A 14,981-nucleotide genomic window follows, 5' to 3' on the forward strand; every position below is an offset into this window, starting at 1 on the left:
TTTTTGAATATTACTGATTGCTTATGTGTTTTTCAAAGTGTAGTTTCCACTTGTATTCCATCATCGATTATATATTTCCTTTTTTAAGTTGTTGTGCCTCATGATTTATCGCCTTGTCCGTACAGACAGATAAAGAGGCGAAACCATTTAACCACTTGCCAACATATTATAACCTATAATTTTTCAAAAACCTTAAATGCGGAAGAAAGGTTAGAAAAAGCATGGCTGTGCGTACCATTTGGTAAGAAATCCAATTACCCAACTTATTGAATATACCGGCTCTTTGTCTTAGACTCCCCTTTGTAATTTCGCTACACTGGCTTATAACCATTTCAAAGTCGGCCCGAAGAATTTTGGCAAAATTGACCGAGTGAACTTCTACGTTCATTTCAATACTGCCATAACAACTAAGACTGTTCAAGTTAAATGAGCCTATGGTAGACCATTTATTATCTACTACCGCAGCTTTACCGTGTACCACGGATTTGTTCCACTCATAGATTCTCATATGGTGGTCTAGAAAAGAGGAGTACAAATGTTCGGTAGCCCTACGTACCAAAGGCACATCGCTAATGCCCGCTAAGATCACCGTTGTTTTTATTCCTCTTTTACAGGCCTTTTTCAATGCCTTTGCTATTCTGCTTCCAGGCAAAAAATACGAGCCTATGATAACTATTTCCTTTTCGGCATGAATGAAGGCGTTCGTGTAGGCATCACAGACTTCCGTTTTTTGCTGTAGCCAGTCGTTCTGTAAAATTCCCACGAGTGCCCTACCTGCCGAATGTAACACGGGTGGTATTTTTTTTGAGCTTCCTTTTTTGAAAAAATAGTCGCTACACAGTTTTTGAAGATTTTCAGCTGCCGGGCAATTCAACTGAACGGCATAGTCCAACCAAGGTTCCGAACCTGTGGTTCCGTGGTATTTATTGGCAATATTGATTCCGCCTATCAACGCTATTTTTTCATCGGCGACCGCAATTTTATGATGCATCCGCCTGCCGATATAAAAATTGTTCAAGGAGAATAAAGGCGAAAAAAAACGAAGTAAAATACCATGCTGTACCAAATCCTGGGCAAAACTATCGGGTAATGCAGCGCTACCATAGGCATCCAATAAGACATATACCTTTACTTTTCGTTGAGCGGCTTTCTTTAAACAGGAGGCTATACGGTTTCCCGTGTCATCGTTTTCAAAAATGTAGGTCTGTAAATGGATTTCTTTTTCTGCCCTATCGATTAACATTTCCAGCCTTAAAAAATAGTCTTCTCCCGAACGGACCAATTCAACATATTTCGAATTGTCAACAGCATTTTGAAGTGCTGTTTTACTACGTTTTCTAAGTGCATATCGATGGTCCATCGCTACCCTTTTTTATGCTGGTCGGCCAATAATGGCCTGTCAATCCCTTTATTTGGTCGATTCAAAAAATAAACCAGTCCCATAGCACCCAAAATGGTTGTACCGGCAATAATAAAAGGATAATAAAACCCTCCCGCTATTAGCCAAGTCCCCAATACCGGACCCAAAATTTGACCGATACTATTCGTGGAACTTTGAATGGATATATTCCTTCCCGTGTTTTCCTTGGAAATCAAAGAAACTGCCGAAAGCAGGTTTGGTGTTACCATGGCTCCCCCTGCTGCGAAAATTATTATAGTAACATAAATGTATAGTTCACCGCTCACAAAAGGGAAGACAACTAGCGAAACACCGGAAATCAATAACCCCAATGTTATTTGCTGTTTCGAGGTCAGCATTTTTTCTCCATAGGTCGCAAATACAGGCTGTAAAACTGCCATAACGGAACCACAAAGCATAAAACCAATACCCACCTGATTGGTTGTAAAGGCCAACTCATCCTTCCCATAAATTGAAAACACGGTCTCAAACAAGGTAACCACGAACTGCATCACAAAGGACAAGAGCAACAAAATGATAAAATAGTTACTCAGGGAAAAACTGAATTTGACTGCCTCAGAAGCAATACGATTTTTTATTTCGGTATTCTTCAGCCATTTTATGATTATCAGCAATACCACAAAGCCCAAAAGAGCTGCCAAAATAAAGGGAACCGAAAAACGGTCTAAGTGGAACACTCCAAAAGAGTATGTATAGTGTAGGTTCGTTTGCGACAGAAATCCCCCCAGAACAGGGCCAAATATCACACCGGAACTGATAGCGACCCCAGACCAGGCCATTATTTTGGTCCTTCGCTTTTCTGAAGTGATATCACTTAAATAAGCATTACTGACAGGAATAACCGCAGACGTAAAGATGCCCCCTATGATACGGGCTATATATAGCATCGACAGGGAAGTGGCAAGACCCGTTAGCAAGTTCATCACGACAAAACCTACAAGCCCCAATAGTATTATAGGTTTACGGCCGTATTTATCGGAAAGCTTGCCCCAGACGATAACGAACAAGAGCTGGAACAATGGATAAATACTGGTTAACATTCCGATATGGAAGTTGATAAGGTCCGTATCCAGATTGTCTTTTAGAGCCAGTCTTTCCGTGTAATAGGGCAGGGTAGGCAATAAAATACCGTACCCGAGCATTACCACAAATAAACTTAACAGCACTAAAAATATCCTGTTAAGTTTGTCCTTTCTATTCATTACTTTTTCCCAATTTTTCTTTTCAACAATTGGGCGTTAATGGCTACAATAATGGTGCTCAAACTCATAAACACGGCACCAACTGCGGGACCCAGTACAAAGCCTGATGAGTACAAAACACCTGCTGCCAATGGGATGGCGACCACGTTATAGCCGGTGGCCCATATCAAGTTCTGGATCATCTTGTTGTAGGTGGCCTTGCCGAACAAAATCAAATTGGCAATATCCTGTGGGTTACTGTTTACTAGAATAATGTCGGCAGTCTCCGCAGCGACATCGGTGCCGGAGCCCACAGCTATTCCAACGTTGGCTTGTGCCAATGCAGGTGCGTCATTGACCCCATCGCCCGTCATGGCCACAAACTCTCCTTTGCTTTCCAACTCTTTTACGATTTCCACTTTTTGATGGGGTAGTACCTCGGCATAATAGCCATCCAACCCTAATTTATCGCTAACAGCCTTGGCGGTTTTTTCATTGTCCCCGGTGGCCATCAAGACTTTGATGTTGTTCTTTTTGAAAATTTTGATGGCTTCAGCGGATTCCGGTCTAATCTCATCCGCTAAGGCAATATAACCGACCAATTTTCCATCGATTAGAACAAAAACCACCGTTTCAGCGGCATCGCTATAGGCATCTTCAGGAATTGCAATTTTTTCATCCCTTAAATAACCCGGACTTACTACTTTCACTTGCTTACCTTCCACATTGGCCTCTACACCTTTACCAGTAATGGCATTAAAGTTTTTTGGTTTCGGGATTGTAATATTATCTTCTTTGACCTTTTTTATGATTCCAACTGCAATAGGATGTTCCGAGCTCTGTTCCAAGGCACTTGAAAGCCTTAAGATTTCTTCTGTTGAATATTCTTGTTTAACCGATTCAACTCTTGTGACACCAAAATCACCTTTGGTCAATGTTCCGGTTTTATCAAACAACAAAGCTGATATTTTTCGGGATTCTTCAAAAGCCGTTCGATTTCTTATCAGTAAGCCATTTTGGGCGGATACTGCGGTAGATATAGCGACAACTAACGGAATGGCAAGTCCTAATGCGTGTGGGCAAGCGATAACCATAACCGTTACCATTCTCTCCAAGGCATATACAAAAGGGAAGCCTAAAATCAACCAAACTGCCAATGTGCCAAAACCAATTGCCAGGGCTATGTATGTCAACCATTTTGCCGCCCTATCGGAAAGGTTCTGCATTTTAGATTTGGTCTTTTGCGCTTCCTCAACCATTGTGATTACTTTGTTGAGATAACTGTCCTTTCCGGTATGTTCTACCTTAACCTTTAAGGTGCTATTGCCGTTTACTGAGCCTCCAATTACTTTGTCGTTCTCATCTTTTTTCACTGGCTTGGATTCCCCTGTAAGCATTGATTCATTTAAGTAACTCGAACCATCTACTATAATCCCATCAGCAGGAACTTTTTCACCTGGCTTTACTAAAATCACATCGTCTTTTAACAAATCTTCCAAGGGAATATCTTCTATAGTATCACCCTTTACCCTGTGGGCTTCGGCGGGCATCATACTTACTAATAGCTGTAAGGCTTTTGATGCACCTAGCACACTTTTCATTTCTATCCAATGGCCTAAAAGCATAATTGCGATCAGTGTTGAAAGTTCCCAGAAAAAATCTTCACCTCTTAGTCCGAATACTGTGGCAGTACTATAAAAGTAGGCAACGCTTATGGCCATGGAAATTAGGGTCATCATTCCAGGTGCACCCTTTTTGACCTCTGACCAAAAACCTTTTAAGAAAGGCCAACCTCCATAGAAATAGACGATGGTAGATAGTGCAAATAGGATATATGGGTTTCCTGGTAAGAGAAATTCATATCCGAAAAACTCCTGTATCATTGGCGAGAAGAACAATATGGGAATGGTTAGCACGAGCGTTACCCAAAACCGTTTTCGAAAATCGGCAATCATCATTTTGTGATGGTCGTGACCCATTTGACCGTGACCTGGATTATGACCTGAATGGTCGCCAGAACCGTGATCCATTTTACTATGATCCATCTTGCTATGGTCGTCCGATTTTGGGTCTTCCATTTTCGAGTGATCCATTTTTGAATGGTCATCTTTGTCGTGATTCATTTTAGAATGGTCCATTTTTTTGTTCTTTTGCTCTTCGTGATTGTCCATAGTATTCTATTTAAGGGTTATCGTAATTTTTTTCGCATTGCTTCCGAGATATTTTCAGCATAGACCCCATAGGCATCTACCAAAAGCCCCTTTATACCATCTTTTGATGAAATGGCATAAAGAACACTGTTATCGTCCGTACTGCTCATACCTTCAAAACGATGGGTTTCATCCACATCAAATTCTTCGGGATGGATTTCCAATTCCAATGAAGCACATTTTATACAGTCGGGGGCCAAATTGAAATCATAGGTATATCCCCTGATCTGTAAGTCATTAATTGCTTCTGATAGGGTGTCATAGTTTCTCATAATTTATTGTTTGTATGTCATCGTAAAATAGCTGCCGTCTTTCTCGGTAAATTTCTGGAATGATAACAAGTTCTCACTTGTAAGTTTTTCACTTGCAACATAGTCCAATTGTTTAATTCGTATACCAATGGCATAGGCCTTAATATTGATTTTGGATTTGATTGTTTTCCCATTTCCGTTAGATTCCAACACGCGGTCATAAATTTTAATCTTACTGTTGGAACCAAAGAAGTTCAACAATCCCGAATCAAAGCTCATTTCGAGTTCAACATTCTCTAAGTTCCCAAGGTCATAGAGTTCCTTGAAATTTTTGGACACTGTATTGATTTCGGTTTCCTTGGATTTTGGCTTTGAAAAAGGGAAGGCCATTACTATAATACTGGATTCATCCGGTTTGCATCGGTAAGTGGTGGTATATTTATCGGTCGGGGTGCCTTTTTCATCAAAAAGCTCGGTTGTGACAACAATTTCATAGTAACCATTGGCTTCTTTTAGCTTTCCGGCTTTAAAAGTTTGCTTGTTCAGAAAGTCTCCATTTTTATCAAAATTTTCCCGTACCACCAATCTATCGGACAATTGTCCAATCAACATTTTATCTTGTGGGTATGCGGAAAAAATCATAAAAACGTATACTATTAAGTGCAATCCTATTTTCATATGTGGTGCATCAACTCTTTTACTTCCTTGGCGATCACATCGCTCAAATCAATTTTATTTGACTGGTGTGGAATCGTGTTGCAGGTAATGATGTCCTCCACATAAGCGTCCCACAAATCTTGATAGGCATTTCCTGAAAATACGGCATGAATGCCAATGCATATTGCAGGTTTCATTCCCGCACTTTTCAAATGCTCCGTAGTTTCTATCATGGTCCGGGCCGTAGAAATGATGTCGTCTACTAAAACTGGCGTCGCTTCCTTATATTTATCTACATCGGGAACGGAAACTTCAACATCACGGTCGCCATGGCGGACCTTTTGTAACACCGTGAAGGGTACTCCCGCTTTTTTTGCCACATCGGAAACCCATTGCTCACTTTCGGAATCGGGCCCGATAAGTACCGGATTATGAATGTTCTCCTTGATGTATTTGGAGATTTCGTCCGCTGCATGAATGACCCTGTTCGGAATGTTGTATACCTCGCCCAACGAATGTATTCTATGTAGATGCGGGTCAATGGTCGTGATGCTATCTGCAAAACCAGAAATCAATTTTCCGAAAAACCCAGAAGTAACCCCTTCGCCCTTATGAAAAACCTTGTCTTGCCGCATATAGGCCAAATAGGGAGCCACCAAGCATGTGCACATCGCGCCCAAAGATTTTGCGGTGTGGCTTAAAAAATACAATGGCAATAGTTTTTCATCGGGTTCGTGCAAGGTGCAGACCATGATTACACATTTGTCTTTTACATCGGAAAGGATACGCGTGTAGGATTCCCCATCCGGAAATTTGCGTATGGTACATTCCCCGATTTCCGCTTTCATTTTCTCTGCCAATAATTCCGTGAGTTCTTGGTTTCCCAGAAGACTGAATAATATAGTTTTCATTTGTCCTTTTTTTATTCTATTGTTATAATATCGTCATGGTTCTCATAATATTCCAAGGCATAATTCAACTCACCTTGCGATTCTGCAAAGAGCGTATACAGCAACTGGCCTTTTTCTATTTCATCGTTCAAATGAACGTTCAGTAAAATACCGGCAGATTTTGATTGGGGCGCACCTGAAAGTTTGGCGAGTTTTGCAATCTTTCTATTGTCAATACGCCGTAAAACACCTGTTTTTTTGGCTTTTATTTCGAATTTATAAGGTTTTAGGAGAGGTTGTTTAAAATTACCTTGGGCTTTACAGATAGCGAGAAATTTGTTATATGCCTTACCTGATTCCAATAGCCCTCTGGCGGTTTGCTTTCCTTTTCCCGATTCGATTTCGCCAGAAAGCTCTAACAGCTCGCCCGCCAACAGAACTGCCCTTTCTCTTAGGTCTTTCGGTGCATCAACTTCATTCTTGAGTACACTAAGGATGTCCATTGCTTCAAGGGCTGGACCAATACCTCTGCCGACAGGCTGTGTGCCATCTGTAATAACTACTCTTGTAGTAAGGCCAACAGCTTTGCCCACGACTTCGAGATGTTCCTTAAGCTTCATGGCAGCGTCATTGGTACGAACCTTGGCCGTTTCGCCGACAGGAATATCAATGACCACATGGGTAGAACCTGCTGCCGCTTTTTTGGAAAGAACCGATGCAATCAACTGCCCTTCGCTATCAATATCCAAGGCTTTTTCAATTTTGATGAGCATATCATCTGCCGGACTTAATTGGGCGGTACCCCCCCAAACAAAACATCCGCCTTCTTTTTCAACAACTGCTTTGATTTCTTCCAAAGAAAGGGTAACATTGGTCAATACCTCCATGGTATCGGCTGTTCCTGCCGGGGAAGTAATGGCTCTCGATGATGTTTTGGGCATGGTAAGCCCGTAGGCTGCAACAATGGCTACAACGATGGGTGTTGTTCGGTTTCCTGGCAAGCCACCGATACAATGTTTATCGACTACGATTTTTTTGTTCCAATCCAATTGTTTTCCAGAAGCTATCATGGCTTGTGTGAGATTCGAGATTTCATTGACATCCAATCTATTTCCGGCACAGGCCGTAATAAAAGCCGAAAGATGAATGTTGGAGTAATCTCCTTCAACAATATCTGTAATGATTTCTTCGAAGGCCGTATAAGCTAGTTTTTGATTGTAGATTTTGGCCCTTACATGGCTTAACGAATCTATAGGTTCCAAGTGCGACACCCTTAGTGTTTCATTTCCGGACACTTTTAATTTTTTCGCCGCCGCTTCCGATAAGCCTATCTCTCCGGCTAGCAGCACATCCGACGTTATTACATTAAGACTGGCAACGATGGAAGTATTGAAATTGGATACCCGGATTCTGGTTAATGCTTCAAAACCTTCGGAAACACAGACATGGCAATCTTCCCGCATATAAACCACATGTTCGTTCTGTGTATAAATGCCCAAGTGTTTATATTTTAAAGTACTCGATTTTTCTTCCATAACCTTTTCGTTATTTTATTTTTAATAGTGTTGGTGATGCCACCAATAGTATTCCTATAATCTAGTCCATTAACTGTTTTGAAAAGTTTCTACGGATTCAATGCTATATAATTTGGGAATTTCAGAATCCCAATCATAAGTTTCCTTAATGCCTTTTTGCAATGCCTCCGCACCTTCCTTCTCTCCGTGAACAATAAATATCCTTTCCGGTTTCTGTTCGACCTTGCTTAGCCAATCCAATAGTTCGGCATGGTCGGCATGCGCCGAAAGCCCTTCTATTTCTGCCACCTCCATTTGAAAGGATACTGTTTTTCCGTACACTCTCAATTCCCTGTCGCCGTCCAACAATTTCCGTCCCCGAGTACCTTCTGCTTGATACCCAACAAAAAGCAAGGTGTTTTTTGGTTTTTGCGCCTGGGTTTCCAAGTAATTAAGCATTCTACCTCCCGTGAGCATTCCGCTTCCAGCGATGACGATTTTAGGTGTATCATCGCTTCTCAATTCCATTGTTTCCCGATAACTGCTTACGACCGTAAAGTGCGAACATATTTCGTCACACTCAGCATCTTCCAACCTATGCCAGTCTCTAGTTCGATGGAACAGTTCCAGTACGTTGGCCCCCATCGGGCTGTCCATAATCATCTGTACTTTGGGAATTTTATTTTGTTTTAACAACCTCCAAAATATCAGCATCATCAATTGGGCACGCTCTACGGAAAAACTTGGTATGAAAAGGCTTCCGCCCCTTTCAATGGTTTTGTTGACCAATTTTTCAATTTCGGGAAGTGCCTCCGCCTCTTCGGGATGAAACCTGCCGCCATAGGTCGATTCTATAAAAAGAACATCCGCCTTTTTTGGTTTTAGCGGTGGATATAGCAATAAATCGTTGGTTCTGCCGATATCCCCTGAAAAAACAAAACGTTTTCCGAGAACATCCAATTCAATGTAGGTAGCACCTAGGATATGGCCGTTGTACTGAAATCTAGCCTTTATGTTTTTCATTAAGGGCAGCCATTGGCCGGGGGGTACTCCCTTAAAAAAGGGAACGGTTTTTTCAACATCCTTTAAGTCATAAAGTGGTTCGGCGGGGCTGTGTTTGGAATAACCTTCCTTATTGGCCCGTTCGGCTTCCTGTTCTTGAATCTTGGCACTATCGTTCAATATGATTTTGGCAATGTCCAGGGTGGGGTACGTTCCATAAATGGGCCCCTTAAAACCCTGTTTGACCAATCTGGGCAGATAGCCTGTATGGTCCATGTGCCCATGCGTAAGCAAGACCGCATCAATTTCCGAGACTTCAACGGGTGGATACTCCCAGTTTTTTAGACGTAGTTCTTTTAGCCCTTGAAAAAGACCACAATCAATCAAGATTTTGCGTTCGCCGGTATCCAAGAGATATTTTGAACCGGTAACGGTTCCAGCAGCTCCTAAAAAGTGAATGTTTATTTTGTTGTTTTTCATTTATAGTACCCGTTTAGTGTCCCCCACAGCAGGAAGGTGTGTTCCCTTTATCTTGGTCCGGTTGGCATAACTCCGCTATTTCTTTGTAGAGATCATGAAAATCCTCTTTGATGAGAAGGGCTAGTTTCTTGGTGGATTTGGGTTCGGAGTTTACCATCTCCAGTAATGTTTCGAAGGCCTCTTCAAGTAAGCTTGGATCATCTTCCATTGCTTGGTAAAATGGCTCTAGGTCTATACTGTTCTGTTTTTGTAATGTTTCTGTTCTCATCTGTTTTCTTTTTAGGATTGATCAATGTTTATTGGTTTAATGTGCTGTGCATAATTCTTCTGAATCTTCGAGAATTTTTTTTTGTCGTTGCTTGGCGATACCTATTTGCCCCAAAAATGATGGGTTTTCGCTAATGTCCTTGCAGAGCACAATGCCCTTATCCAATAATTTGGATTTCTCGGCCTTTGTCAATGTTGTTAAAGAGGTTAAGGGATGTAGGCCGGATCTGTCTATGCGTTCTTTCAGACCGTTCCCTTTCGGATAATCCCAACTTGTAAGCATCAGCCCAACACAGGTACCATATTGTATGGCATCGGTGGTAAAGCGGGTATTGGTATAAACACCCCCTTGATGAAACTTGGTTTTATGGCCTTGCTGTTTTTCCCATTGTTTTTCCACATCCAAAAATCTTGAATGGATATAGAGCGGGATTTTCACATTGCAAAACCGGCCCTGATCACTATGGTATTTACATTCAATCATATAATGCTTGTTGTCTTTTTCAGCTATCACATCCACTTCATGCTGTACACAATTGCCTTGAACGATTACCCCGACTTTTGTATCAAAACCTTCTTGACTCAATAGGGCCCCAACAAATTTTTCAAAGGGATAACCCGAAGGCCCGAGTTCCATAAGGGCTTTTTTTAGTTTATACCGCGAAGCGCTCACACGGGCCTTGCTCTTTAGCATCCTAAAGGCACTTCGGTATATTTCTTTGGTGGTCATGCCATGGGATACCCTGTCCCTAATTTCATTGGCAATTTCTTGAACAAGCGTTTCGTCAGCCTTTGAACGGCGCAATGATTTGATGAGCTTTTTGATATCGAATTCCTCAAGTTCACCGGAATATTTTCTTATCTGTACCTGCTGGGTCATTCTCTATATTTTAATGGTCATCACTGGTAGCGAAGAATGGTTGGCGACCCCTTCTGTAATGCTTTTTGAGAACAAACTTAAAAATCCTGTATTCCCATGTGTACACATGGCGATCAGGTCCGCTTTGTTGTGTTTCAAATATGTATTGATGCCCGTTTCAACTTGGTTTTCGTTATACACGTTCATGGAGAAATTCTTGAGTTCTGGAAAACCCTCCAAAAACTTTCGTATGGGATCTAGGCCAAGGGCGATACTATTATGGTCCGATGCCGTGTTGATGCGTAATAGATGAATTTTCGCATTACATTTTTCTGCGATGGAGAGTACTGCCCTAAAAGCACTGCCCACATCTTCCATAAAATCTGAAACGAAAACGATATCCTTGAAAGGAAACCTTACATCATCTTCTTTTACCACAACGACCGGCACATCGGATTTTCTTACCAAACGCTCTACGTTGCTACCAAGAAGTTCACGAACTATGCCTTTGGTGCCACTGCTTCCTGTAACGATGAAATCATGGTCATAATGACCCGAATGTTTCAGAATGTTGTCTTGATCTACATGAAATTGTAAAAAGGTTTGGCATTTTAGATGTTCTTTTTCGGCCTTTTTTTCCAGTTCACGTAACGAGGCTTTCGCTTTTCCAATTTTTTTGAGGGTTTCTGGATACCGTTTTTCCTTTTGCTTATCCAATTTGACCCAATCGACAGGAGTCTTTAACAAATGGAAAAAATGAATTTCCGCATTATAAAGTTTGGCCATTTCAATGCCCAAATCGGCGGCTTTGTTGCAGTTTTCTGAGAAATCCGTGGGTACGAGTATATTTTTCATAGTGCTATTGTTTTTAGGTTTATATAGATTTAAGTACTTCCTATGGAAGCTTGTCGTTTTATTTGCTGGCTACTTCGTTTCCCGAGTCGATTTGTTTTTCAAAACAATCCAGATTATGTATGGTGGTTTCGGCAATATTCGTCAGTGCCGTATCGGTCAAGAAGGCCTGATGGCTCGTTATCAGAACATTATTGAAGGTCATCAAACGAGCGATTACATCGTCCTGTAAAATCTCGTCAGAATGGTCTTCGAAAAACAGTCCTTCCTCTTCTTCATAGACATCCATACCAAAGAACCCGACCTTTCCGGTTTTTAGTCCATCGATGACCGCTTTGGTATCTACCAGACCGCCCCTGCTCGTATTGATGAGCATAACACCTTTTTTCATGACCCCAATTTGCTCGGCATCTATTAAATGTTTCGTGTCGGTAGCCAAAGGCACGTGAAGACTGATAATATCCGATTCGGCACATAATGTTCTACAATCGGTATAGCGGGCACCAAATTTTTCTACTAGGTCTTCATCCTTGTTGACATCATAGGCTAGAATTTTACAGCCAAACCCATGAAGGATTTTGACCAAGACTGCGCCAATCTTTCCGGTGCCCAATACCCCAACCGTTTTGCCGTTCAAGTCAAAACCAGTGAGTCCGTTTAAGGAAAAGTTTTGTTCACGCACTCTATTATTGGCCCTAATTAGTTTTCTGTTCAAAGCCAATATGAGTGCGACCGTGTGTTCTGCGATGGCGTAAGGCGAATATGCGGGAACACGAGCCACCTTGATGTTCATTTCATCCGCCTTTTCCATATCCACATGATTGTAGCCTGCCGAACGAAGAGCTATGTATTTGACTCCGAACGCACCTAATTTTTCCAGTACGTTGGCGGATGCATCATCCCCTGTAAATAGACTGATGGCCTCCGAGCCTTTTGCCAAGGGAACGGTATGCTCGGATAATCGTTCCTCTAGTAGCCTCAATTCATGTTTGCCGTCATTGGCGGATGTTAAATAGGATTCTTCAAACTTATGGGTGCTGAATACCGTTGTTTTCATTTGCGTTTTAATTTTATTTACCAAAAATCTTTACGAGTTCGTACAACTCGTCTTGTACCTGGTGTTGTTTTACCACTTGGTCAAAAGGCGTGAGGCTAAGTTCGTTGTTGAGAATACCGACCATAACGCTCTTTTTTTCTTGTAAAAGGGCCTTTACCGAAGCTGCCCCAAGTCTTATCCCCAACATACGATCGGCAGCGGAAGGGTTTCCACCGCGTTGCACATGCCCCAGTTTTGTGATACGGAGGTCTAGCTTCGGATTTAATTCTTTAATCTTTGATGCCGCTATTTCGGCACCAAGTTCATCGCCTTCGGCAACAACGGCTATGAAGGCTTCTTCGCTATCATAAACACTTGCCTTTTCGAGCAAACGGACAAAATCTTGTCCACTTTCCGGCACTAAAATGGCATCGGCACCTACGCCCAACCCAGAATGCATTGCTATATATCCGCAGTCCCTTCCCATTACCTCAATTAGAAATATTCGGTTATGTGATTCTGCTGTGTCCCTGATCTTATCAATGTTTTCGATTGCCGTATTCACTGCGGAATCAAAGCCCAAGGTGAAGTCGGTTCCGGCCATGTCATTGTCTATGGTACCTGGAATACCGATAAATGGTAGTTCGCAAATCTCCGAAAAGGCGAGCAGCCCTTTAAAAGTACCATCCCCGCCCACGGCGATAAGTGCATCGATGTTATTTTTCCGAAGGTTCTCCAGGGCCTGCTGTCTTCCCTCTTTAGTTAGGAATCTTGCGCTTCGTGCGGTCTTAAGAAAAGTACCGCCCCGATGCACTAATTTTTGAAGTTCCTGGGTATCCAATTCGACTAAATCCCCATCGATTAGGCCTTCATAACCTTTACGAAAACCACTTAATTTTATGCTGTTCACTTCGGCAGTTTTTGCAATGGCAAATAAAGCTGCATTCATGCCTGGGGAATCCCCTCCCGAGGTAAATACCCCAATATGTTTCATATTCGTGTTCATGATTTAGTGGTTTTAAGATTAGCGGTAATCAGATCGGGTATTTTTCCGTAAAACCGATTGAAAACCATACAAGCCGTTAAGTCACCGGTAACATTGACCGCAGTTCTGAACATGCCGAGCAAGCGCTCTACCCCTATAATTATGATAATGCCTTCAGCCGGTATTCCGGCACTTGACAAAACGGAAGCCAAAATCACCACACCGCCACCGGGTATGGCAGGGGTGCCGATGGAGGCAGCAACTATGGTGACCACGACAACAATAATATTCAGAAGGCCCATTTCAAGGCCATAAGCCTGAGCGATAAACAAAGTCGTTATGGTTTGGTAAAGTGCCGTACCATCCATGTTCACGGTAGCCCCTATCGGAATAATGAAATTGCTGATGGAGCCGTTCACTTTGAGCTCTTCTTCCGCTGTTTTTAAGGAAAGGGGCATCACTGCAGCAGAACTCGTGGTCGAGAATGCCAATAGTTGAACATCCGTGATCTTTCTCAAAAATTTAAACGGATTGCTCTGGCCCAATAGACTTACCAATAACAGGTAAACACCTACCAAAAGGAATAACCCTATCAGTACCACGAGCACATAAAAGCCCAAACCTGAAAGGGAGTTTAGACCAACACTGGATGTAAGTTGCGCCATTAAACCAAATACTGCGATGGGTACCAACAACATGGCCCATTTGACCACGGTCATGCAGATTTCCTGTACGGCACCCAAGAGCAGCTTGACAGGTTTGAGCAAATCGTCAGGTAGCGACAATACGGCAACCCCGATTATAATGGTAAAAATCACAATGCTCAACATTTCACCACTGACCATCGAGGCCAATGGGTTTTCAGGCAGTAGATCGGTAATGGCATTCGGTATATCGTTTATTCCAAACGACAGTTCCGTACTTTCGTCCGTATTGGCCAAAGCATTTGCATGATCGACTTCCGCCTGTTGGTGGAGAAACTTTCCCGGTCTAAAGATCAAGGCCAGAACCGTACCTATGGTTACCGATATAATCGTTGTCGATATAAAATATAAGAGTACGCCCCCGCCCAATCTTTTCAGATTTTCCTTGTCGTTACTCGCTATGCCGGTGATGATGGAGGCCACGATCAGTGGTATCATGATCATCTGGACCAATTTCAAAAAGAGCATGCCCGGCAGGGCCAGCCAATTCCCCAGAACATCGGCGGTACTTTTGGTGATCCAACCGTTTTGGGGACTTAACAACAGGCCTACTCCAACACCAAGAAACAAAGCAATGATAACTTTGAGCCATAGCCGGTTCTCAACCAACCTTTGTAGGTAGTGGTTTAATGATTTTAATGATTTTATTTCCGTATCCAGCATTCTTTTATCA

14 protein-coding genes are annotated in these 14,981 nt (G+C 42.2%); all 14 read right to left on the bottom strand.

Going from position 1 to position 14,981, the window contains the following annotated elements:
* Nucleotides 1-166: 166 nt before the first annotated feature.
* A complete protein-coding gene (locus tag J0654_RS03240; RefSeq protein ID WP_067035864.1) occupies nucleotides 167-1,360 on the bottom strand; it encodes a phospholipase D-like domain-containing protein in 1,194 nt (397 codons plus the stop codon).
* A gap of 2 nt (nucleotides 1,361-1,362) precedes the next feature.
* Nucleotides 1,363-2,622 carry an MFS transporter gene (locus J0654_RS03245; protein ID WP_067035866.1) on the bottom strand — a complete coding sequence of 420 codons (1,260 nt, stop codon included), beginning with the start codon at nucleotides 2,620-2,622 and terminating at the stop codon, nucleotides 1,363-1,365.
* Nucleotides 2,622-4,772 carry a copper-translocating P-type ATPase gene (locus tag J0654_RS03250; RefSeq protein WP_176712428.1) on the bottom strand — a complete coding sequence of 717 codons (2,151 nt, stop codon included), beginning with the start codon at nucleotides 4,770-4,772 and terminating at the stop codon, nucleotides 2,622-2,624. Before J0654_RS03250 ends, J0654_RS03245 begins: the two co-directional genes overlap by 1 nt.
* Before the next feature lie 17 nt (nucleotides 4,773-4,789).
* Nucleotides 4,790-5,083 carry a phosphoribosylpyrophosphate synthetase gene (locus J0654_RS03255; protein WP_067035869.1) on the bottom strand — a complete coding sequence of 98 codons (294 nt, stop codon included), beginning with the start codon at nucleotides 5,081-5,083 and terminating at the stop codon, nucleotides 4,790-4,792.
* Nucleotides 5,084-5,086: 3 nt separating this feature from the next.
* Nucleotides 5,087-5,704 carry a hypothetical protein gene (locus J0654_RS03260; protein ID WP_237685876.1) on the bottom strand — a complete coding sequence of 206 codons (618 nt, stop codon included), beginning with the start codon at nucleotides 5,702-5,704 and terminating at the stop codon, nucleotides 5,087-5,089.
* 32 nt (nucleotides 5,705-5,736) lie between these two features.
* Complete coding sequence (locus tag J0654_RS03265; protein ID WP_067035874.1) at nucleotides 5,737-6,630, bottom strand: ribose-phosphate pyrophosphokinase; 894 nt, start codon at nucleotides 6,628-6,630, stop codon at nucleotides 5,737-5,739.
* An 11-nt stretch (nucleotides 6,631-6,641) separates the two neighbouring features.
* Nucleotides 6,642-8,144, bottom strand: coding sequence for a thymidine phosphorylase family protein (locus J0654_RS03270; RefSeq protein ID WP_067035877.1), 1,503 nt, complete (start codon nucleotides 8,142-8,144; stop codon nucleotides 6,642-6,644).
* Nucleotides 8,145-8,213: 69 nt separating this feature from the next.
* Nucleotides 8,214-9,605: an MBL fold metallo-hydrolase RNA specificity domain-containing protein gene (locus J0654_RS03275; RefSeq protein WP_067035879.1), complete on the bottom strand. Its 1,392-nt coding sequence runs from the start codon at nucleotides 9,603-9,605 to the stop codon at nucleotides 8,214-8,216.
* Between the two features lie 13 nt (nucleotides 9,606-9,618).
* Nucleotides 9,619-9,873 carry a hypothetical protein gene (locus J0654_RS03280; RefSeq protein WP_067035882.1) on the bottom strand — a complete coding sequence of 85 codons (255 nt, stop codon included), beginning with the start codon at nucleotides 9,871-9,873 and terminating at the stop codon, nucleotides 9,619-9,621.
* A 36-nt stretch (nucleotides 9,874-9,909) separates the two neighbouring features.
* Nucleotides 9,910-10,752, bottom strand: coding sequence for an ATP cone domain-containing protein (locus J0654_RS03285; RefSeq protein ID WP_067035885.1), 843 nt, complete (start codon nucleotides 10,750-10,752; stop codon nucleotides 9,910-9,912).
* Between the two features lie 3 nt (nucleotides 10,753-10,755).
* Nucleotides 10,756-11,586 (bottom strand): universal stress protein, encoded by an 831-nt coding sequence (locus J0654_RS03290; protein WP_067035888.1) that lies wholly within the window; start codon nucleotides 11,584-11,586, stop codon nucleotides 10,756-10,758.
* Nucleotides 11,587-11,644: 58 nt separating this feature from the next.
* Nucleotides 11,645-12,640, bottom strand: coding sequence for a 2-hydroxyacid dehydrogenase (locus tag J0654_RS03295; protein WP_067035891.1), 996 nt, complete (start codon nucleotides 12,638-12,640; stop codon nucleotides 11,645-11,647).
* A 13-nt stretch (nucleotides 12,641-12,653) separates the two neighbouring features.
* Nucleotides 12,654-13,625: an ATP-dependent 6-phosphofructokinase gene (locus tag J0654_RS03300; RefSeq protein WP_067035894.1), complete on the bottom strand. Its 972-nt coding sequence runs from the start codon at nucleotides 13,623-13,625 to the stop codon at nucleotides 12,654-12,656.
* Complete coding sequence (locus tag J0654_RS03305; protein ID WP_207026294.1) at nucleotides 13,622-14,971, bottom strand: dicarboxylate/amino acid:cation symporter; 1,350 nt, start codon at nucleotides 14,969-14,971, stop codon at nucleotides 13,622-13,624. Before J0654_RS03305 ends, J0654_RS03300 begins: the two co-directional genes overlap by 4 nt.
* Between the last annotated feature and the right edge of the window lie 10 nt (nucleotides 14,972-14,981).

The sequence above is a fragment of the Flagellimonas profundi genome (assembly GCF_017313275.1).
Classification (GTDB): Bacteria; Bacteroidota; Bacteroidia; order Flavobacteriales; family Flavobacteriaceae; genus Flagellimonas; species Flagellimonas profundi.

Bases quoted from the DNA above. Each gene is read 5' to 3' on its own strand.
- J0654_RS03240 (WP_067035864.1), bottom strand. From the start codon at position 1,360: ATGGACCATCGATATGCACTTAGAAAACGTAGTAAAACAGCACTTCAA.
- J0654_RS03245 (WP_067035866.1), bottom strand. From the start codon at position 2,622: ATGAATAGAAAGGACAAACTTAACAGGATATTTTTAGTGCTGTTAAGT.
- J0654_RS03250 (WP_176712428.1), bottom strand. From the start codon at position 4,772: ATGGACAATCACGAAGAGCAAAAGAACAAAAAAATGGACCATTCTAAA.
- J0654_RS03255 (WP_067035869.1), bottom strand. From the start codon at position 5,083: ATGAGAAACTATGACACCCTATCAGAAGCAATTAATGACTTACAGATC.
- J0654_RS03260 (WP_237685876.1), bottom strand. From the start codon at position 5,704: ATGATTTTTTCCGCATACCCACAAGATAAAATGTTGATTGGACAATTG.
- J0654_RS03265 (WP_067035874.1), bottom strand. From the start codon at position 6,630: ATGAAAACTATATTATTCAGTCTTCTGGGAAACCAAGAACTCACGGAA.
- J0654_RS03270 (WP_067035877.1), bottom strand. From the start codon at position 8,144: ATGGAAGAAAAATCGAGTACTTTAAAATATAAACACTTGGGCATTTAT.
- J0654_RS03275 (WP_067035879.1), bottom strand. From the start codon at position 9,605: ATGAAAAACAACAAAATAAACATTCACTTTTTAGGAGCTGCTGGAACC.
- J0654_RS03280 (WP_067035882.1), bottom strand. From the start codon at position 9,873: ATGAGAACAGAAACATTACAAAAACAGAACAGTATAGACCTAGAGCCA.
- J0654_RS03285 (WP_067035885.1), bottom strand. From the start codon at position 10,752: ATGACCCAGCAGGTACAGATAAGAAAATATTCCGGTGAACTTGAGGAA.
- J0654_RS03290 (WP_067035888.1), bottom strand. From the start codon at position 11,586: ATGAAAAATATACTCGTACCCACGGATTTCTCAGAAAACTGCAACAAA.
- J0654_RS03295 (WP_067035891.1), bottom strand. From the start codon at position 12,640: ATGAAAACAACGGTATTCAGCACCCATAAGTTTGAAGAATCCTATTTA.
- J0654_RS03300 (WP_067035894.1), bottom strand. From the start codon at position 13,625: ATGAACACGAATATGAAACATATTGGGGTATTTACCTCGGGAGGGGAT.
- J0654_RS03305 (WP_207026294.1), bottom strand. From the start codon at position 14,971: ATGCTGGATACGGAAATAAAATCATTAAAATCATTAAACCACTACCTA.